Raw genomic sequence first — 20,299 nt, 5'->3', positions numbered from 1 at the left:
GTGAAAAGATCAACAAAAGTAAGGTTGATAAAGTGATTGCTCATTTTATCGGAGCCTGAAGGGCTCAAATATGAATAGCCCGGGGTAAAGGAGCGAAGCGAATGTCACCTTAGGATAAGAATTCGACATTACAAATTGGCGCAGGTGAAAATGTTTTCTTGAAACAGGATTTTATTTCTGCGCCACAAGATGTAAGGTAAAAAGAAGCATAGGTATTGAATTACCACTTGGCTTTAGGAGAAAAAGTGTCTCGGAAAGTCTGGAAAAGTCAAAAAGTCCAAAGGTCGAAGAGTCAAAAAGTAATAGGTAATCCGGACAGATTTTGATTTTCAGATGATTTCTGTCGTGTTTTTGAATCTATGCATTGCCAACTTCTTTATCTGTTGTGTAGAAGTCTGGAAGAGTCGAAAAGTCCAAATGTCCAAATGTCAAAGGTGAAATAATCAAAGAGTCTTGAAAAGTTAAGTTTTTATAAATCACTGTTTGTTATTGTCCTTAAAACCCTTAATTTTAGTTTATGTTCATTCTAAATCCATTCGAATATGATTTATAAGATAAAACTGCTTGTTTTATTCCTAATGCTTCCTGCTGCACTTTTCAGTCAAAGTAAATTTGAGAAAAAAGGAGATAAAGCACTTCTGAAAGGAGATTATCCGGAGGCTATTATTCAATTCAAGAATATAAAGAATAAAAATGCTGAAGTCAACCGTAAGATTGCAGAGTGCTATTTTGTTTTGGGCAAGTACGATCAATCAGAGAATTTTTATAACAGTATTCAGGAAAAAGAGAAGAATTCTGCAGATTTACTTCACCTTTCTCAAATAAACCTTGCTAATGATAATTTTACCGCAGCTGTTCTGCTGGCAGAAAGAGCCGGTGAATTGGGTGCGGATCCAAATGAAGTTCAAATACGCTTGGATGCTGTTCGTAAATACACCGAGGTGCGAAAGGCAAATCAAGATTTGAAAATCACTAAGATTAAAGTTCAGCCCCAGGGAAAGTGCTTAGGTATCTTCCTATTGCCCGAAGGAATTGTTTACTCAGAAGCTGGTGCCGGAAAAATAAAATCGGATAAAAATTACAAATTGTTTCTTGCTGCAGATGAAAATTCAGAGTATAATGAAACCAAATCTTTTGCCGGCAAACTGGAACCTAAAACAGATATTGGAGCCATTTGTATTTCTCCTGATGGAAATACACTTTATTACACGCGTTGGTACATTCGGAAGGGAAAACAACAAATGGAGATTGCGATTGCTGAAAAGAAAAACGGGGAATGGCGTTCTAAGGAAAGTCTGGCATTTTGCAGTCGAAAGTATTCCTGCTGCTATCCTTTTTTATCCCCCGATGGGAAAACAATGTATTTTTCTTCAGATATGGAGGGGGGATATGGAGGGATGGATCTGTATGTTAGTAAGCAGGAGAACGGGAAGTGGACGGAACCTCAAAATTTAGGAAAATCAATTAATACAGCACAAAACGAGATTTATCCACGGGTGCTGTCGAACAATCAGTTGTGGTTCTCGTCCGATGGACACGCAGGTTATGGAAAATTGGATTTGTTTTTTACTTCCAGGAATGAGGATGGTAGCTGGGGGCCGGTTATAAATCCGGGAGAACCGTATAATTCTGCATTTTCAGAGTATTCAATTCAGGATATCCCTGAGACAGGAATGCAGATATTTGTATCAGACCGGGAAGATAGAGGTTTGAGGGACCGGATCTATGAATTGAGAAAAGAGGACAAAAAACGTGTTCAGATCTTTGTGAAAGATGCGCATTCCAATGATATTATTAAAAACGTGAAATTTTCAGTTCTGAAAGCTCTGGAAAATAAAGTGATTGTTGCAGATGAAGGGATGATTGAGGGAGAAACTTCTTTTGAAATACCGGAATCTGAACTGGATGGAGGAATATTATACGAAATTACTGTTCAAAAATCAGGATATATGGATCGGGTGATTGAATATTACCCATCTTCTCAAAAAATGAATATTGAAGTAAGTTTGGACAGAATCAGCGAAAAACCTAAGTTTTCTTTTGTGTCGGAACTCAAGCCAATGGCTTATCCTAAGAAGAAGATTACATTTAGAAACATCTATTTCGAGAAGAATGAGGATGATTTTAGTGATGAAGCTAAAAAAATATTGGATCGTTTGTATCGGTTTTGGAAAGAATTTCCGGAATTGGGAATTAAGATAAACGGCCATTCAGACTCGAAAGGGTTGGAACAAATGAATTTGGATATCTCCCTTCAGAAAGCTGAAAAAGCAAAAGAATATTTGGTAAAAAAGGGTGTGGATGTATCAGAGATAGAGGTTGGAGCATGGGGCGAGGAGTTTATTTTGAATGGGTGTTTTGATGATTCGGGATGTTCTGAAAATGAGAATCATGAGAATCGAAGGATAGAATTAATTTTTGTATTGTAAATCAATTGTTATTCGTCTTGGGAAGTTGCTCTTTAGACACAAATATTCGCTTTCCAAGGCAATAGTTTAATTATAAACATAAGTACTCCTCTGTTCTTCGAACATCTCCTCTTAAAATGGGAGAATCGTTCACAAACAGAATCTTCCCTTCTTGAGGGTACCGTAACGCAGTGAAGATTATGAACGCAATTTGAAATAATATTGTGAACAAGGTGCCGATCCCGACACGGCGGGAAAAGGGTGTTAATTCTTAATATTATCCTTTTTACAGATCTTGTTGCTCTTGATTTTTTCAACCAACAAGATGTGTATAAAGAATTGCTTGGGAAGAGGGATTGTCTTTTGTAATATTTATTTTCATTAATTAATGATTTTATTTAGTGATAATTTAACGCAATTATGAGGTTTTTGGCTTATAAAAAAGCTAAAGGATAAATTTTTAAACAGTTTCTTGTATTTACTACTGTTAATTTTTGTTATTTTTAAGAACTAATCTGACACTCTATTCTGCTATCTGTTATGAGGAATATCTACTTTTTAATCTGTTTTTTCTTGATCGCCGGGACAATTGGTTCCTTTTCTCCTTTTTTCGATATTAACTTTGCCGGTTCTACTGCTGGAGGCTCAACCTATGGTGTAGAAATTGCAAAGTTTAAATATCCGGTGTATACCGATTATTTCGAAGAATTGAATGATGTTGTTGAGTTGAGTGGAAAAGATGGAGAGTATCATTATTTATCCGGTCTTAGCAATTCTAAGAGTGAAGCAGAGACTCGGGTGGAGGAAATAAAGTCCTTTGGATATGCTGATGCTAAGGTTTTGGATTTAAATGAGGAGTTCACATCGGAGCAGATTTCAGCAGTTCTTACGAATGGAAAGGGTGGTCAGGATAAAACTCAGACGCAGAAAATCACCAGTCAAACCGCTAAAAAGAATCAGGATGCTGAAACTGCAATTGGTAAACTGACTAATATTGGTAATGATTACTACTACACCATTCTTCTTCAGAAAAGCAAAAATAGTCTAAATGCAGAAAGTTTTTCTCCTTTCAACTCAGTGAAAGTACTGGAGGCGGATGGAATGTTTCAATATGTGTTGGGGCGATTTGAGGATGTGGGTGATGCTAAGAAATATTTGCAGGAAAAAGTGCTGGCAGGTTTTCCTCATGCAAGTGTTGCCGTTATTAATAAAGGAGAGTTGGCGGCAGTTAGAGTAGAGGCAGAAAGGAAAAACGATGTGAAAATGGCTTCGAATCAGGCAGGATCCTATAATATGGGGCGAAAAATGAGAGGAAAAGAATATGTTGCCTACTATTATGAGTTGGGACATTTAAAGATATCTGAAAAGCCGCTTTATGTTATTGAAATAGGAGACTATAACGATAAAAAGCTTGCAAATGAGGCGGTTCAAAAATTAAAAGACCTTGGTTTTTCTCAGGCAAAAATTAAAACTCCATCAGGTTTAAAGTCAGCAGCTGTTCAGGAAAGTCTTTCTGCAGATGCTCATTTTACCATTCAGATATTTGCAAGTAAATCTGAAATGAACCTTAAGCGGATAACGATTAAAGATCTTACCCGGACATTCGATCCGCAGGACGAGTTGTATCGTTATTTTTACGGGAATTACGACAATTATTGGGTCTGTCGCAGGGAATTGCGCGAAATTCGAAAAAAAGGATACGGCGATGCGTTTATTGTAAAGTTGTAGTGGCAAGGAAGAAGTAACAAGGAATGAGTGACAAGTGTTGGGCAGCAAGGAAAAAAAATAGAAAGAAAGAAGATGGAGAATAATTTACAAAAACGTCTTTTTAAGTTTTCAATTGATATAATTAAAGAAGTCCGAAATCTTCCAAATTCAAAAGAATATCAGGTAATATCCTACCAAATTCTTAAATCTGCAACTTCTGTCGGGGCAAATTATGAAGAAGCTCAAGGGGCTGTCTCAAAAGCTGACTTTGCCAATAAAGTGGCTATCTCTCTGAAAGAAATCCGTGAAACCAATTATTGGATCCGGATTATTATTGCCATTGATAATCAAAAAATGAATTGGGCTGTTTTGGAAAAAGAATCTAATCAGTTAATTAAAATACTGGGCGCCATTTATAACAAGACTGCGAAGAAAAAATGATAAATCCTTAAAACCTGCCCCTTGATTTTCCTTACCCCTTATTCCTTGTTTCCTGAAACCTATCACTTGTTTTTTTTCCTTGAAGCTTGTCCCTTGTTTCTTATTCCTTGAAACTTGTTACTTTCTCCTTGTATCCTTTCTCCTTTCTCCTTATCTTCGCGCCGGCAAACCGTTCTATCGCTGCTTTGTAAAAAGGAGAGGAAAGTCCGGGCAACATAGAGTAACATACTTCCTAACGGGAAGAAGGTCGAAAGACTTTAGTAGTAGAACAGAAAAGAACCGCCTTCGGGTAAGGGTGAAAAGGTGAGGTAAGAGCTCACCAGCACTGATGGTGACATTGGTGGCTGTGTACCTTATGTGTTGCAAGATCAAGTACACCGGCGTATGTAGGCTGACTCGGCTGATGTTCGGGGGGTGGATTGCTCGAGACATTTGGTGACAAATGTTCTAGATAAATGATAGAAATTCTTTTCGGAGAATACAGGACCCGGCTTACAGGTTTGCCTTTTTTAAAATACAAATGACTGACTCATGATTGAGTTGGTCATTTTTTTTTGTGTGTGATATAGTGAAAGTTTGGAAAAGTCTGGAAGGGTCTTGAAAAGGCGAAAGGTCGAAAGGTCAAAAAAAGTCAATTGCAGTTTTATGGTTTTAATTGCTACATGGCTTTAGTCCATGGTTTGTGAAGATATATTGCCAACTGCTTTAACTGTTGTGAGAAAAGATCTGTTGCAGCAATTCTCCCATTTTAAGGGGAGATCCCGACAGGGTGAGGGGTGTGGAATCGAAAGTCTGGAAAGGTCTTGAAAAGTCGAAATGTCAACAGCTTTAGCTGTTTAACAGGAAGGCCTTTTATTTGTGTTCTTATCTTATAAAAAAAAACGCCTTCTTTTTCATGAAGGCGTTTTTGTAGTGGAGTATTTTATGTCGTTTGTAATATTTCTTCTTTTTTATTTTTTCTTTTTAATAAGTAAGATGGAAGCCAGGAGAAAAAGGCTCCCATAATAATCATCAGAGAAAGCAGAAATGCATTATTAGTCCAGTTTAAGAGAAAAGCAGTTGCAATAAAAAGAGCATTGATTGCCATAATTCTAACACTGGCGGCTACATGTTTGTATCCCAAACTAATCATTCTGTGATGAACATGATTCTTATCTGGCTGAAACGGAGATTTCTTATTTTTAATGCGAATCAGCATAACGCGAATTGTATCAAATAATGGGACTGCCAATATACCTATTGATACAGCAGGGGCAGCTTTAACCGCATAAGTAAAATCGTGAGTAATGTTAAGCTCATTAAAGCGGATCACTAATATGGAGATCAACAGGCCTAAAATCATAGAGCCGGTGTCGCCCATAAATATTTTGTTCTTCTTTCCAAAAACATTAAACCTGAAAAAGGCAATTAGTGCTCCCAGCAAGCTGGCTGCCAGAATTGCATATTCATAGTTCTTTGTAAGTAAAAACCAAAGTCCCAAAACTAAGGTGCACAAACCGCTTACTCCTGATGCCAGACCATCTATGCCATCAATTAAATTAAACCCATTGGTGACCACAATAATAACAAATACAGAGAACAAAACACTTGAAAAGTAATTTAATTCATGGATCCCGAAGATGCCATGAAAATTAGTAAATCGAATATCGCCCATTCCAATAACGATGAGGGCGGCAAAAATTTGTCCAACAAGTTTCTTTTTAGGTGAGATGTCCATTAAGTCATCTTTGATACCTAAGCCAAACATGATTATGGTAGCAGCAACGATATATTTTAGTTCGTGCAGCATGAAGCCGTTGCTGAATATCAGGACAGATAAAACAAAGCCTAGAAATATTGCAATTCCTCCAAGTGAAGGGATTACAGTTGTGTGAGAAGACCTGTGATTGGGTTCGTCGTAAAGTTTCTTGGCGCGCGCAAGGTTTATTACTGAAGGTATGACTCGGTAACAAACGATAAGCGAAAACAAGAAGCTTGCAATGATGTAGAAGTAGTGTGTAAAAGGGTACATAAAATATTTTGTTTATTTATAGAGTTGACTGTTATAGTATGTTTTGCAAAAATAGAATAAATAGATTTATTATAGGCCTGTCAAACCTGCCAAGTTTTATAAATTCATCAGGTTTTAGTAATTGACCGAATCTGCAGTTGTTTACCCTACGCAAAAATACGGAATTATTTTTGATGAATATAATTTTTGTTCCTTTTTTGGCTTTTTTTTCTCTTTTATGTCCCCAAAAGATTGTTTAATCACCAACTTGAATTTATTAATCCTTATTTCTATTCTTGTGGAATCGATTGAAACAGTCTGTTTTTACTGCGGATATATTTGTGTAACAATCATCTTTTCAGTCTGGTATGGTGATGTATTGTTAAGTGACATTTTTCTAAAAAGAGAGTGCTGAATAATACCTTTCGTAATTTGGCACATTTGACAGATGGTAGAAAGATCAAAAAGTACTACTATTGCATTCAAATTGATGTACCTGTTGAATATGTTTGTTACAAATAGGAAGGAAATGCTTCAAAAATTAGGGAATTGTGGATTCGTTCCTTATTTTTGTGCTGCGAAAAAAAATCTTTCGTCTTATTGAAATAGGGTTTTGTCACAACAAAACGGATATAGAGGATAGGAATAAAGGTACATACTATATAAATGTTATTGAAATTATGATTTGGTCGGTAAAAAAAATGTTTCTGGTTTGTTTGTTTGCGGTTTTATTCATCGGGACAGCAAACGCTCAAAACACAAATATCAATCCAGCGAGTGTAAATGTGGAAGCCTTGAGTGATGCTCAGATTGAAAAGCTGATTTCCGAAATGGAAAAAAACGGCATGAGTCTGGAAGAGGCAATGGCACTGGCACGGGCCAGAGGAGCTTCTCAAGTGCAGATTGATCAAATGGTGAAAAAAATCAACGAGTACAAAAGTGGAAAGAGAAATGTAAAAGCTCCGGCAGATGATTCTCAGGAGACTATGGTGCCGGAGGTGAAGCTTTCGGAAAAAGCAGCGTTTAAAGCCACAGAAAAAAACAAAGAGATTTTTGGGTTTCAGTTTTTCAACTCAAAAAATTTAAGTTTCGAGCCGGCAATAGATGTGCCTGTGTCAGAATCTTACTCATTGGGAATAGGAGATGAAGTTAATATATCTGTTTATGGTGCTTCTCAGCAAAATTATCAGTTAACAGTTCAAAAAAACGGAGCCATAACCATTCCTGATTTAGGGCCGGTTCACGTGTATGGCATTTCGTTTGCCAAAGCGCAGGCGAAAATTAAAAGCAGATTGCTTTCGATTTACAACGGCATGGGTGGCGACCGGCCAAATACCTTTGCTGATGTAAGTATGGGAAGCTTAAAAGGGATTAAAGTGAATGTGATTGGGGAGGTGAATTTGCCGGGCACCTATTCTTTGCCGGCAACGGCTTCGGTTTTTAATGCCTTATACCTTGCAGGGGGACCCAATGAAAATGGATCTTTCCGAAGTATCGACGTGCAGCGCGATGGTAAATTGGTGTGCAGTATAGATGTTTACGCTTATTTAATCGATGGAAAAACCCAAAACAACATACAGTTGCGCGATCAGGATGTGGTTTTGGTGCGTCCTTACGCAAAAAGAGTGAAAGTAGCAGGAGAATTTAAACGGACCGGATTGTTTGAGGCTCAAAAAGAGGAAACAGTAGCTGATCTGCTGCGTTTTGCAGGTGGCTTTACAGATAAAGCCTATACTCATCGTTTGGAATTGTATCGAAACAATTCCAGAACTCTTAGTTTTAAAGGCGTTTCAGCAGATCAATACGATCAGGTTCAACTGATGAACGGTGACTCATTGGTGGCAGGAATGCTCACCGAACGTTTCGAAAACCGGGTAAGTATAGATGGCGCGGTGTACCGTCCGGGCAATTATGAATTGACAGAAGGTCTGCAGTTGTCCCAATTGATTAAAAAAGCGGAAGGACTCAAAGAAGAAGCGTTTATGGAACGGGCAGTCATTACAAGAAAGCTGGAGGACATGAGCTTGAAAGCCATTTCCTTTTCGGTTCGTGATGTTGTGAATGGAAAGATAGATTTTGAGCTTCAGAAAGAAGACCGGATTCAGATTTCATCCATATTTGATATGCGCGAAGCCAGAACGGTTGAAATTGTTGGGGAAGTTCAGTTCGAAGGAACTTATGCCTGGGCAGAAAATTTACGCATAGGAGATCTGATTTTTCAGGCAGGAGGTTTCAAAGAGGATGCTGAGGTGGCAGGATTGGAAGTGAGCCGCGTGTTGGATTACAAGGAGACCAGTGAATTGACAAAATCACTGCTGCATACCTTTCAGTTTTCACTGGACCGAAATCTGAAATTGAATCAGGAAGATGAAGCCTTTTTATTAAAACCTTTCGATAAAGTGTATGTGCGTCGCGCTCCGGGGTTTCGTCCTCAGGGAGCTGCCAACATTCAGGGAGAAGTTAAATATTCCGGGGATTACGGAATTACTCATAAGAACGAAAAAATATCGGATATCATCAGAAGAGCAGGAGGGATCACTTCAGAGGCTTATGTGAAAGGGGCTTCTTTGCGCCGGAGAATAGAATTGAGTGAGGCTGAATATCAGGCCAAAGTAGCCATTGCAGCTCAGGATACCACCATGACCGAAGCGGATATTGAAAAGGTAGCTTATCAGATTGTAGGAATTGATCTACAAGCCATTTTAGGTCATCCTGGTGGTGTGGAAGATTTGCAGGTAAAAGCTGGAGATCAGATTTTAGTTCCTTCCAAATTAGAGACGGTAATGGTATCCGGTTCTGTATTGAGTCCGGTGGCTCATACTTTTACAAAGAAGAAAAAATTGAAAGATTACGTGTACAGCAGCGGTGGTTTTGCCGAACGGGCCAAAAAAGGGAAAGTATATGTTCTGTATGCCAATGGAACCACTCAGGCAACAAAAGGAGGATTGTTTGGCCGTCGTTTTCCGAAGGTAGAACCAGGTTGCGAGATTATTGTGCCTGAAAAACCAGAGGTAGACAAAGCCGGACAGGCAAGCAAATGGTTGGCCATAGCATCTACTTTTGCAACATTAATTACCGCCATTGCGGTGGCAACAAGGTAGGCGTAAAGTGGTCAATCGTCAATTGGGAATAGTCAATAGTTAATGAAGAATTAACCAATGACTAGCCAACGAATCAACCAGTTAATCAGAGACAAATGACCAGTTAACCAGTGAAGAATCAACGAATGACAAACAATATGAATCAGGAAAAAGACATACGATGGAGACAGCGTTTTCAGAATTTTGAAAAAGCGTATACCGTGCTGGATAAAACCATGAAGATTATTTCTCCTTCCGAAATTGAAATTATGGCTGTTATTCAGGCGTTCGAATTGAGTTTTGAATTGGCATGGAAGGTGATGAAAGATTATTTGGAGTCGGAGGGCTTTGATCCCAAATCTCCCCGTGAAACAATAAAGCATGCTTTTCAGGTAAAACTGGTAGAGGATGGTCATGTTTGGATGGATGCCTTAAAAGATAGAAATTTAACTGTACATACATACGATGAAGCCTTTGCAAAGGAGATGGGACTAAAAATAAAAAACAATTATTATCCGGCTATTAAATGTTTGTATGTGAAAATGAAAGAGTGGCTGTAGGAAGTTGGGAAAGGGAATAGTCAATGGTAAGAAGAGAGGTCAATGGTCAGCAGAGAATTGTCAATGGTTTATAAAAAGGTCAATAGTCAGTTGGGAATAGTCAATGACGAATCAACCAATTAACTGGTGACGAATGACGATTTAACCAATGACCAATTAGCCGGTAACAAAAAAGAATATGTACGGACTAACACAACAGGATATGATATGGATTAAAGAAGCAATAAAGAAATTGCCGGAAATTCAGGAAGCGATTTTGTTTGGTTCCCGTGCCATGGGAAATTATAAAATAGCTTCTGATGTGGATCTATGTATAAAAGGAAGTAAGATAAACAGTCAAATCGTTTTATCTTTGCGGGAATTGCTGGAGGAAGAGTATTCATTGCCCTATTTTTTTGATGTAGTTCATTATGAGCAAATCACAAATGAAGAACTGAGAAGGCACATTGATGAAAAGGGAAAGAGGTTGTAAATAGTCAATGGTCAGTGGTGAAGCAATCTCTTAATTATGAATTGCACGAATTTAAACTAATTACGCTAATGGTTGACTGTTACATAAGGATAAGTGTTATGCGATTGTTGGGGCTTGTATGGTTTAACTTCAGATTACGCGAATTGACGAAGTCATCTGGAACTGTTGTAAGTCACCCTGTCCCGATGGTTATCGGGATGTTGAGGGATCTCTTGATAAGAGGTACGAAGCAGTTGGGAACAGATCCTTCACTGCGTTCCTCCGTTCAGGATGACCAAAAGAAGGAGCGTTGTCATCCCGAGCTTGTCGAGGGATCTTTAAAAAGCAGAATGTTGAGATGAAAATATATTACGTCTGCATATTGACAAACAAAAACAAAACTGTTTTATATGTAGGTGTTACGAATAATTTACAAAGACGATTAAGTGAGCATGTGAGTCATGTAGACCACATAAACGCTTTTACAAAACGTTATAATTGTCATCATTTGATTTATTTTGAAGAGCACGATGATGTGAATTTGGCGATTGAGAGAGAAAAGAAATTAAAAGGATGGCGACGAGAGAAAAAGAATAATTTAATTTTGGAATTCAATCCGGAATGGAAGTTTTTAGAGAGTGAGTTCTTTGTTTGAACAGATCCTTACAGTTGAACGTCATCCCGAGCTTGCCGAGGGATCTCATACAAAAGGAGCCAGACAAAGATGGGCAGATCCTTCACTACGTTCCTCAGTTCAGGATGACTTTCAGTTGAACTGTCATCCCGAGCTCGTCGAGGGATCTTAACCGTAGAGGGACAGATTCTTCACTGCGTTCAGAATGACAATAAGGGGTGGTAGTCATCCCGAGCTTGTCGAAGGATCTCAACCGTAAAGGAGTGTCATCCCGAGCTTGCCGAGGGATCTAAAAAAAGATGAAGTAAAAAAGAAAAAATAGATAATGAACACAATACAGGAACCCAATCAAACAGAAACGACTCGTGTTGACCATGAGGACGAAATAGACTTAATCGCTCTCGCCAAGACCCTCTGGGAAGGCCGTAAAACCGTAATCCGTACCACCCTGATCTTTATGGTGCTGGGTTTGTTCATCGCCATTTTCTCGGCAAAAGAATACACAGCCTCCACCACCATGGTGCCGCAATCTGCCGAAGGCGGATCAAAACTGGGGGGCAGTCTGGGCGGATTGGCCGCCATGGCAGGAATCAATCTGGGAAGCATGGGCGGAGGATCATCTATTCCACCAACATTATACCCAAAAATCATCAGCAGCATTCCCTTTCAAAAAGAATTGATGCAAACGCCTTTGAGCATCGAAGGACAAAGCGGACAGGTAACATTTGCAGACTACTATCTGGAAATCAAAAAGCCTGGTTTGTTGGGAACCATCAAAAAATACACCATCGGCCTGCCTGGTCTTATTATCAAAGCCATTAAAGGCGAACGTACAGACGCAATGCTTGTGTCTCAAAGCAATGACCAATTGTTAAGCATTACTGAAGAGGAAAAGCAACTCATCAATATACTAACAGCCCAACTATCTTTGGATGTAAACGACAAAGACGGTTACGTTTCCCTCTCTGCCCGCATGCCCGAAGCCAAAGCCGCCGCTCAACTGGCCAAAAAAGCTCAGGAACTCCTGCAGCAGGCCATTACTGATTTTAAAATACAGAAGGCCGAAGACCAGTTGGTTTTTGTTGAGGAACGTTATGCTGAAAAGGAAGCAGTTTTTAATGCGGTGCAGGATAAACTGGCCCGTTTCCGCGATCAGAACCGAAATGTGAGCACGGCAGTAGCCCAAACCCAATTGGAACGCCTGCAATCGGATTTTTCAATGGCTTCATCGGTGTACACCGAACTGGCCAAACAGTTGGAAACGCAAAAAATACAGGTGAAAGAAGATACGCCGGTATTCACCATCATCGAACCGGTAGCCATTCCCATCGAAAAATCAAAACCTAAACGTCCTATGATCTTGGTGATCTGGACTTTCCTCGGAGGTATTGTCGGTGTGGGGATGGTGTTTGGGAAGGAATTCTTTTCGGGTATAAAGGATAAGTGGAAGGAGGATGAAACTGTTTCTCAGGAATTGTCATCCCGATCCCGAGAATCGGGAGAGGGATCTCAACAATAAAGTGGACAGATCCTTCACTGCGTTCCTCCGTTCAGGATGACGGCAATGAATGAGCAGATGTCATCTCGAGCTTGCCGAGGGATCTAATGCAGGAAGGAATAGATTCTTCACTCCGTTCAGAATGACACTACTCATTGAGCAGTCATTAAAAAAAGGATTGTCATCCTGAGGAACGAAGGATCTCAAACAGTTAGTGAATTAGTAAAGGAAATATTGAACACAACATACAAGACAAACTAGAAATGACCAAAGTAAAAACAATAACAAACATCTGCTGCATAGGCGCCGGTTACGTAGGTGGTCCAACCATGGCCGTAATTGCTCAAAAATGTCCGCACATTAAGGTGACAGTAGTGGATTTAAATGAGCAGCGCATTGCAGATTGGAACGATACGGATGTAAATAAATTACCCATATACGAACCAGGATTAGCCGATGTGGTGGCAGAAGCCCGTGGCCGCAATTTGTTCTTTTCTACGGATGTGGATCAGGCCATAACTGAAGCGCAGATGATTTTTATTTCGGTGAATACCCCGACCAAAACTTATGGTGTGGGGAAAGGAATGGCCGCTGACTTAAAATACATAGAATTGTGTGCCCGTCAAATTGCCAGAGTTTCTAAAGATGATAAAATTATTGTTGAAAAATCAACCCTTCCGGTTCGTACGGCAGAAGCGTTGAGTACGATTTTAAATTCAACGGGAAATGGCGTGAATTTCGATATTTTATCGAGTCCGGAATTTTTAGCCGAGGGGACTGCCATCAGCGATTTGCATCAGCCCGACAGAATATTGATCGGGGGTGAAGAAACTGAAAAGGGGCAGGCTGCTATGGAAACTCTAGTTGCTGTTTACGAAAATTGGGTGCCTCGTGAGAATATCATCACGACGCGTGTGTGGTCTTCTGAATTGTCCAAACTAACCGCCAATGCTTTTTTGGCCCAGCGGGTTTCTTCCATAAATGCTATTTCTGCTCTTTGTGAAAAAACAGGAGCTGATGTAGATGAGATTTCTCGTGCCATTGGTGCAGATTCTCGAATAGGTTCTAAATTCCTTAAATCATCCGTTGGTTTTGGAGGCTCTTGTTTTCAAAAGGACATTCTAAATCTGGTGTACCTTTGTCGTCATTTCAATTTGCCTGAGGTAGCAGATTACTGGGAGCAGGTGATTAAAATGAACGACTATCAAAAACACCGTTTCGCAAAAAATATCATCGATAGCCTGTTCAATACGGTTTCAGGCAAAAAGATTGCCTTCTTAGGTTGGGCCTTCAAAAAAGATACCAACGATACCCGTGAATCTGCAGCCATTTATGTTGCGGACGAATTATTACAGGATCGGGCAGAAATTCATATTTACGATCCAAAGGTGACAGAGGAGCAAATCTTTGCGGATCTGAAATATTTACAAACAAATCGCATGAACTCACATTCGTGTAATTCGCCAAAATTCGCGGAATTATCTTCGGATGAAATCCGAAGTTTGGTGACTGTTCATAATGATCCTTATCAAGCCATGGCAGCTGCACATGCAACAGCGATTTTGACGGAGTGGGATGAATTCAAAAACTACGATTGGCAAAAGGTGTACAAGGAAGTGTTAAAACCTGCTTTTGTTTTTGATGGTAGGAATATTGTTGACAAGAAGCAATTGTCAGAAGCTGGATTTGAGGTATACAATATTGGTAAAGGAAAATAAAATTGTAATGAAAAAAAATATAAAAATTGCTGTAATAGGCCTTGGCTATGTGGGTCTTCCATTAGCTGTTGAATTTGCAAAAAAGTACCCCGTTGTAGGTTTTGATATTAATCAATCTCGAGTTGATGAGTTAAATAATGGAACTGATTCTACTTTAGAGATCGATGATGCAAATTTGCAAACCGTTTTGTTGACAGATCAACCTGATAAGATAGGAATGTTATTGACAACTGATAAAGATGAAATAAAAGATTGTAACTATTATATAGTTACTGTACCTACCCCAACAGATAAGAATAATCGTCCGGTATTAACTCCTCTGGTTAAAGCCTCGGAAACGGTAGGTGCTGTTTTATCTAAAGATGATATTGTTATTTATGAATCAACAGTGTATCCTGGTGCTACTGAAGAAGATTGTGTTCCTGTCCTAGAGAAGGTGTCAGGCATGAAATACAATACAGATTTCTTCGTCGGATACTCTCCTGAAAGAATAAACCCTGGCGATAAAGAACATACTGTAACTAAGATCAAAAAGGTAACATCAGGATCTACTTATGAGATTGGCTTTAAGGTTGATGAATTGTACAAATCAGTTATTGTTGCTGGTACTCATTTGGCTCCTTCTATAAAAGTTGCAGAAGCAGCTAAAGTTATTGAAAACTCACAAAGAGATATTAATATTGCTTTTGTGAATGAACTTGCTAAAATATTCAATGGTCTAGGTATTGATACCAACGATGTATTAGAGGCTGCTGCAACTAAATGGAACTTTTTACCCTTTAAGCCGGGACTGGTTGGGGGGCATTGCATAGGTGTGGATCCATACTACTTGGCACAGAAAGCTCAAGAATCAGGATACAATCCTGAAATTATTTTGGCTGGTCGCCGTATGAATGATGGAATGGGAAGTTGGGTAGCTTCTCAAATTGTGAAATTGTTAATTCAGAAGGGGCATGCAGTTCGTAATTCTAAGGTTTTAGTATTGGGTATCACATTCAAAGAAAATTGCCCTGATATTAGAAATACTAAGGCTATTGATGTGATTAATGAGTTGAAAGAATACGGTTGTAATGTTGATGTTTACGATCCATGGGCGAATACAAAAGAGGTTGAGCTTGAATATAAGCTGTCACTCGTAAATAGTTACTTGGAGCAGAAATTTGATGCTATTATCTTAGCGGTAGCACACAACGAGTTCAAAACCATTGATCTGTCCAAGTTGCGTAACGGACACGAAGCTGTAATTTACGACATTAAAGGAATTTGGAATAAAGAATTAATTGACGGGAGATTGTAAGAATATGAAAGTACTTATAACAGGAACAGCTGGTTTTATTGGATTTCACTTAGCAAAGAAATTATTAGATAGAGGTGATGAGGTCGTTGGTATAGATAATATTAATGATTATTACGATGTTAATTTAAAATATGCTAGGTTAGCAGAAACAGGAATTCCCAAAGAAGCTGAAAATTGGCACACGACTATGCAGTCGACAAAATATCCAAATTATCGTTTTGTAAGGATGAATTTGGAAGACCGTAATCAGTTGAATCAATTATTCCAAGAAGAAAAATTTGACAGGGTTTGTAATCTGGCTGCACAAGCTGGGGTGAGATATAGTTTGGAAAATCCTTATGCTTATATTGAAAGTAATATTGTAGGTTTTATAAATATATTAGAAGCTTGTCGACATCACAATATTAAACATTTAGCTTATGCGAGTTCTTCTAGTGTATATGGTAATAACACCAAAATGCCCTTAAGTACTGCTGATAGTGTAGATCACCCTATAAGTTTATATGCTGCCACAAAAAAGAGCAATGAGCTAATGGCACATACTTACTCTCATTTGTTTGGAGTTCCTACTACAGGTTTACGATTCTTTACGGTATACGGACCTTGGGGGAGACCGGATATGGCACTCTTCCTTTTTACAGAGGCTATTTCAAAAGGGGAACCTATTAAAGTTTTTAATAATGGTGATATGGTTCGTGATTTTACATATGTGAGTGATATTGTTGAAGGAATTACAAGGGTGATTGATAATCCTCCAAAACCAAGTGCTGAAGGAATTGTTGATGCCTCAAGAAGTAATACTGCGCCATACAAAGTTTTCAATATTGGAAACTCTAACCCAGTAAAACTCTTAGATTACATTAAAGCCATTGAAGACAACTTGGGGAAAGAAGCAATAAAAACATTTTACCCAATGCAGCCTGGTGATGTTCCTCGTACTGAGGCAGATGTGTCCGATTTGATATCAGACTTAGGGTATAAACCCAATACCACGGTGCAAAAAGGGATTGAAGAATTTGTTAAATGGTATAAAAATATTTATAACGTATAATTAATTGACAAGAAGGTTATAATCAAAAGTCCAAAGATTAATAAATCAATATTATACTATTGTGAAATACATTAGAAAAATAGTTAAGTATATTTTATTCTATAAAAGACATAGGGGTGTAAAGTATAGGCTGAAGAATACTACTTTAAACCATAAAACTGTTTTAGAGGGTAGTAATGCAATAGGCAATAAAAGTAATATTGTGAATTCAAGTATTGGATTTGCATCTTATATTGGGGATAATTGTTATTTACCTCATGCGAGGATTGGAAAGTATTGTTCTATAGCGTCGGATGTAAAGATTGTAATTGGAGCACATCCCACTGAACGTTTTGTTTCCACCCATCCTGCATTTTTTTCAAACAAAAAACAGGCAGGTTTTACTTTTGTTGAAGAGGGAAAATTTAAGGAGATCAATTGGGCTATCTCAACTGAAAAAATATTAGTTGATGTTGGGAATGATGTTTGGATTGGGAATGATGTTAAAATCCTTCAAGGAATCAGAATTGGTAATGGTGCCATTATCGCAACAGGAACTGTTGTTACTAAGGACATAAAGCCATATTCAATTGTTGGTGGAATACCAGGAAAGGTGATCCGAAATAGGTTTAGTCTAGAAAATGAAGAATTTTTAAATGATCTAAGATGGTGGGATTGGAAATTTGCCAAAATTGAGAAATATTCCTCTTATTTTAATGATATTGATGAGCTTAGACGGATTATTAAGAATTAATAGAATGAAGAATTTATGTTATGAGAATAATTAGATATGTGTTTGTTTTTTTTTATAATTTATTTTGTAGATCAAATGTCAAAAGCTTTAAAACTTCTATCAAATCTAGTCTAGGAGAAAATGTGAAAATTTGCGAAGATGTTGAAATTGATTCGAAAACAAGTATAGGAAAATATACATATATAGGTCAATATTCTACTATAACATCTTCACGAATTGGTAATTACTGTTCAATAGCTAGTTTTGTTAAAATTGGTCATGGAGAGCATGATTTGGATAGGGTTTCAACAAATTCAATTTTTTATAAAAATACCTATGAAGAATTAACAAAGAAAAAATGTGAAATAGGTAATGATGTTTGGATTGGAACGGATGCAATTATATTACGAGGTGTCAAAATAGGTGATGGAGCGGTTATTGGAGCGAATTCTGTAGTTAATATTGATATTCCTGAGTATTCTGTCGCTGTAGGGAGCCCTGTTCGAATATTAAAAAAACGTTTCGACGCTCAGAAAATCAACAAAATAAAAAAAACCGAATGGTGGAATTATGATTATTGTGAAGCGGCAAGTATTATAAAAGAATTGCAAAATGATTAAAAAAATACTATCCAATAAGGAGTTGTTATTAGTTAGTGCTAGCCAAATTGTTCAAATTCTAGGTACTATTTTGTTTACAAAAATATTAACTGTTTATTTAACAAAGGAGAGTTATGGATATTACTCTTTAGCAATGTCTTTGGTTGCAGTTGTTACTTTATTACCCTTTTCAGCATTTAATGAAGGTATTGGGCGATTTTTATCTATTTATAAGGAAAAAGGTTTGCTTTCTAATATGCTTAGTAATGTAGGTGTAATATATTCATTATTTTACATTCCATACATTGTTATAAGTTTAATAGCGTATTCATTTATTGATGAAAATTGGAGAAAGGTTTTAATTGTACTAAATCTTTTTGTTTTCTTTGAAATTTTAAAGAGGGCTACTAGAAAAATTGAGAATAATGATAGAAATAGAAGGTTTGTAGCTAAATCAACTTTGCTAGAATTTTTTATAAAAATATTACTAATATCTTTAGTAGCTTTTTATTCTTCGTTAAGTATAAATTTGATATTTGTAGTTTTATTTATATCTAATTTTTTAGTTGTAGCATGGAGTGTAACTGAAAGGAAGAACAATTATAGAATCAATCTAATTAATAAGAACAGTTGTCTTTCTGTATTTAATAAACTATCCTCTTTCTCTTGGCCTTTACTTGTTTGGTCAATTTTTGGTTGGTTTTTGAATATGGCAAATAGATGGTTAATTGACTTATTTTTAACTAAAGAAAATGTAGCAGAATACTCCTTGATTAGTTCTATTTCACTTTTACCTTCTACTACGATAACTGGAATATTAGGAGTCTTTTTATTGCCGATTATTTACCAAAGAGCTAATACGGATATTATGTATCCATGGATAATAATAAAAAAAACGGTTTTTTTTCAGATAGTCTTTTATCTCAGTTTAATTGTGTTTTTTATTTATTTAGGACCTTTAGTTATAACGGTATTAGCTTCTGAAAAATATATTAATTCCTCTTGGATGTTTCCTAATTTAATAATTGGTTCTGGCTTTTTTGCAATTGGTCAGGTCTTAACATATGAAATATTTGCACTTAAAGAAACAAGAAGACTATTGGTATCAACAATACTCCCGGGAATTTGGTCTGTTGTCGGAGGGTATTTTTTAATTAAGTATTATGGTGTATATGGTGCAGTTATAAACTTTGTTACGACTTATGGATTGTATTTGATATTAACATTGATAACTGTTGTTAATTATCATTTCAAAATATTGCCAAAGAAGGCCAATAAAGAGTTAACACTCGAATAAAAAGGACTATTATTACTTGTGTAATAAGAAAAATTAATATTAATGAAAATAATCACATTTAAAGGAGGGCTTGGTAATCAGATGTTTGAATATGCATTCTACCTGTATTTGAAAAGTCACACAAACGAAAATGTATATGGGTATTACAATAAAACATGGTTAAAAGGGCACAATGGTTTAGAAATACAGAATGTTTTTGATGTAGAATTACCGAAATCGACAGTGTTTGCAAATCTGATAGCTATTATCATTAGATTCATTAATCGTTTTTTTAAAAATACCCATTTCATTAGCTCTGAGAATTCATTAAAAATGGAATCAGTTTATTTTGATGGATGGTGGCAGAATAAATTGTTTTATAATGAACAAAATAACTGGATTAAATTTAAAGGTTTTGAGCTTGATGATATTAATATTGGCCACTTGAAAGGGATACAACAATCTGAATCAATAGCATTACATATTCGTCGGGGTGACTATATAACAAATCAATTTGTAAATAAATATGGTGGTGTTTGTACGAAGGAATATTATAAAGAGGCCATTCAAATTATAGGCGAAAATTTTAATAAGCCCAAATTTTACGTCTTTTCGGATGATATGGAATGGGTTAAGGCTAATTTACTTTTAGAGAATGCGGTTTATGTCTCGAATAACTCAGGTAATAAGAGTTATCTTGATATGTATTTGATGAGCCATTGTAAGGCAAATATAATTGCCAATAGTTCATTTAGTTATTGGGGAGCCTATTTGAATAGAAGTAGCTCAAAAGTAATTTATCCTAAAAAATGGTTTAACAACGAAGAAGCTGCACCAGAAATCTTCAAATCCAGCTGGATAGGAATTTAAACAATTA

Annotated in this window: 16 protein-coding genes and 1 other RNA gene; 16 read left to right on the top strand and 1 reads right to left on the bottom strand. The window is 37.2% G+C overall.

Going from position 1 to position 20,299, the window contains the following annotated elements:
- Nucleotides 1-542 precede the first annotated feature (542 nt).
- From ACY0M5_RS16355 to rnpB, 4 genes are all read left to right on the top strand, one after another.
- Complete coding sequence (locus ACY0M5_RS16355) at nucleotides 543-2,429, top strand: OmpA family protein (protein ID WP_461629871.1); 1,887 nt, start codon at nucleotides 543-545, stop codon at nucleotides 2,427-2,429.
- Nucleotides 2,430-2,948: 519 nt separating this feature from the next.
- Nucleotides 2,949-4,136 (top strand): SPOR domain-containing protein, encoded by a 1,188-nt coding sequence (locus ACY0M5_RS16350; protein WP_461629870.1) that lies wholly within the window; start codon nucleotides 2,949-2,951, stop codon nucleotides 4,134-4,136.
- A gap of 72 nt (nucleotides 4,137-4,208) precedes the next feature.
- On the top strand, nucleotides 4,209-4,556 hold the full coding sequence (locus ACY0M5_RS16345) for a four helix bundle protein (RefSeq protein WP_461629869.1): 348 nt from the start codon (nucleotides 4,209-4,211) through the stop codon (nucleotides 4,554-4,556).
- Between the two features lie 161 nt (nucleotides 4,557-4,717).
- An RNA gene (gene rnpB, locus ACY0M5_RS16340) (RNase P RNA component class A) lies at nucleotides 4,718-5,067 on the top strand.
- A 411-nt stretch (nucleotides 5,068-5,478) separates the two neighbouring features.
- On the opposite strand, the gene ACY0M5_RS16335 is transcribed toward rnpB, so the two are convergent.
- Nucleotides 5,479-6,567 (bottom strand): MraY family glycosyltransferase, encoded by a 1,089-nt coding sequence (locus ACY0M5_RS16335; protein WP_461629868.1) that lies wholly within the window; start codon nucleotides 6,565-6,567, stop codon nucleotides 5,479-5,481.
- A 530-nt stretch (nucleotides 6,568-7,097) separates the two neighbouring features.
- Here ACY0M5_RS16335 and ACY0M5_RS16330 point away from each other — a divergent pair.
- From ACY0M5_RS16330 to ACY0M5_RS16275, 12 genes are all read left to right on the top strand, one after another.
- Nucleotides 7,098-9,647, top strand: coding sequence for an SLBB domain-containing protein (locus tag ACY0M5_RS16330; protein ID WP_461629867.1), 2,550 nt, complete (start codon nucleotides 7,098-7,100; stop codon nucleotides 9,645-9,647).
- A gap of 125 nt (nucleotides 9,648-9,772) precedes the next feature.
- A complete protein-coding gene (locus tag ACY0M5_RS16325; protein WP_461629866.1) occupies nucleotides 9,773-10,186 on the top strand; it encodes a nucleotidyltransferase substrate binding protein in 414 nt (137 codons plus the stop codon).
- Between the two features lie 202 nt (nucleotides 10,187-10,388).
- Nucleotides 10,389-10,658 (top strand): nucleotidyltransferase domain-containing protein, encoded by a 270-nt coding sequence (locus ACY0M5_RS16320; protein WP_218972163.1) that lies wholly within the window; start codon nucleotides 10,389-10,391, stop codon nucleotides 10,656-10,658.
- A gap of 337 nt (nucleotides 10,659-10,995) precedes the next feature.
- Nucleotides 10,996-11,292, top strand: a complete 297-nt coding sequence (locus ACY0M5_RS16315) for a GIY-YIG nuclease family protein (protein ID WP_461629865.1) — start codon at nucleotides 10,996-10,998, stop codon at nucleotides 11,290-11,292.
- A gap of 304 nt (nucleotides 11,293-11,596) precedes the next feature.
- A complete protein-coding gene (locus tag ACY0M5_RS16310) occupies nucleotides 11,597-12,790 on the top strand; it encodes a GNVR domain-containing protein (RefSeq protein ID WP_461629864.1) in 1,194 nt (397 codons plus the stop codon).
- Nucleotides 12,791-13,032: 242 nt separating this feature from the next.
- Nucleotides 13,033-14,487 carry a UDP-glucose 6-dehydrogenase gene (locus tag ACY0M5_RS16305; protein WP_461629863.1) on the top strand — a complete coding sequence of 485 codons (1,455 nt, stop codon included), beginning with the start codon at nucleotides 13,033-13,035 and terminating at the stop codon, nucleotides 14,485-14,487.
- Between the two features lie 7 nt (nucleotides 14,488-14,494).
- The gene (locus ACY0M5_RS16300) at nucleotides 14,495-15,784 is read left to right on the top strand and encodes a nucleotide sugar dehydrogenase (protein ID WP_461629862.1); all 1,290 of its coding nucleotides are present in this window, start codon (nucleotides 14,495-14,497) and stop codon (nucleotides 15,782-15,784) included.
- 4 nt (nucleotides 15,785-15,788) lie between these two features.
- Complete coding sequence (locus ACY0M5_RS16295) at nucleotides 15,789-16,835, top strand: NAD-dependent epimerase (RefSeq protein ID WP_461629861.1); 1,047 nt, start codon at nucleotides 15,789-15,791, stop codon at nucleotides 16,833-16,835.
- Between the two features lie 61 nt (nucleotides 16,836-16,896).
- Complete coding sequence (locus tag ACY0M5_RS16290; protein WP_461629860.1) at nucleotides 16,897-17,568, top strand: CatB-related O-acetyltransferase; 672 nt, start codon at nucleotides 16,897-16,899, stop codon at nucleotides 17,566-17,568.
- A gap of 20 nt (nucleotides 17,569-17,588) precedes the next feature.
- Entirely contained in the window at nucleotides 17,589-18,167 is a 579-nt protein-coding gene (locus ACY0M5_RS16285) for a CatB-related O-acetyltransferase (protein ID WP_461629859.1), read from the top strand.
- Nucleotides 18,160-19,443 (top strand): lipopolysaccharide biosynthesis protein, encoded by a 1,284-nt coding sequence (locus ACY0M5_RS16280; RefSeq protein ID WP_461629858.1) that lies wholly within the window; start codon nucleotides 18,160-18,162, stop codon nucleotides 19,441-19,443. Before ACY0M5_RS16285 ends, ACY0M5_RS16280 begins: the two co-directional genes overlap by 8 nt.
- A 42-nt stretch (nucleotides 19,444-19,485) precedes the next feature.
- Nucleotides 19,486-20,292 carry an alpha-1,2-fucosyltransferase gene (locus ACY0M5_RS16275; protein ID WP_461629857.1) on the top strand — a complete coding sequence of 269 codons (807 nt, stop codon included), beginning with the start codon at nucleotides 19,486-19,488 and terminating at the stop codon, nucleotides 20,290-20,292.
- The last annotated feature ends 7 nt before the right edge of the window (nucleotides 20,293-20,299 follow it).

Origin of the sequence: Labilibaculum euxinicum (genome assembly GCF_963678175.1) — a bacterium.
Lineage (GTDB): Bacteria > Bacteroidota > Bacteroidia > Bacteroidales > Marinifilaceae > Labilibaculum > Labilibaculum euxinus.
This window is presented reverse-complemented; position numbering and strand designations above follow the sequence as displayed.

Bases quoted from the DNA above. Each gene is read 5' to 3' on its own strand.
- ACY0M5_RS16355 (WP_461629871.1), top strand. From the start codon at position 543: ATGATTTATAAGATAAAACTGCTTGTTTTATTCCTAATGCTTCCTGCT.
- ACY0M5_RS16350 (WP_461629870.1), top strand. From the start codon at position 2,949: ATGAGGAATATCTACTTTTTAATCTGTTTTTTCTTGATCGCCGGGACA.
- ACY0M5_RS16345 (WP_461629869.1), top strand. From the start codon at position 4,209: ATGGAGAATAATTTACAAAAACGTCTTTTTAAGTTTTCAATTGATATA.
- ACY0M5_RS16335 (WP_461629868.1), bottom strand. From the start codon at position 6,567: ATGTACCCTTTTACACACTACTTCTACATCATTGCAAGCTTCTTGTTT.
- ACY0M5_RS16325 (WP_461629866.1), top strand. From the start codon at position 9,773: ATGACAAACAATATGAATCAGGAAAAAGACATACGATGGAGACAGCGT.
- ACY0M5_RS16320 (WP_218972163.1), top strand. From the start codon at position 10,389: ATGATATGGATTAAAGAAGCAATAAAGAAATTGCCGGAAATTCAGGAA.
- ACY0M5_RS16315 (WP_461629865.1), top strand. From the start codon at position 10,996: ATGAAAATATATTACGTCTGCATATTGACAAACAAAAACAAAACTGTT.
- ACY0M5_RS16310 (WP_461629864.1), top strand. From the start codon at position 11,597: ATGAACACAATACAGGAACCCAATCAAACAGAAACGACTCGTGTTGAC.
- ACY0M5_RS16305 (WP_461629863.1), top strand. From the start codon at position 13,033: ATGACCAAAGTAAAAACAATAACAAACATCTGCTGCATAGGCGCCGGT.
- ACY0M5_RS16300 (WP_461629862.1), top strand. From the start codon at position 14,495: ATGAAAAAAAATATAAAAATTGCTGTAATAGGCCTTGGCTATGTGGGT.
- ACY0M5_RS16295 (WP_461629861.1), top strand. From the start codon at position 15,789: ATGAAAGTACTTATAACAGGAACAGCTGGTTTTATTGGATTTCACTTA.
- ACY0M5_RS16285 (WP_461629859.1), top strand. From the start codon at position 17,589: ATGAGAATAATTAGATATGTGTTTGTTTTTTTTTATAATTTATTTTGT.
- ACY0M5_RS16280 (WP_461629858.1), top strand. From the start codon at position 18,160: ATGATTAAAAAAATACTATCCAATAAGGAGTTGTTATTAGTTAGTGCT.
- ACY0M5_RS16275 (WP_461629857.1), top strand. From the start codon at position 19,486: ATGAAAATAATCACATTTAAAGGAGGGCTTGGTAATCAGATGTTTGAA.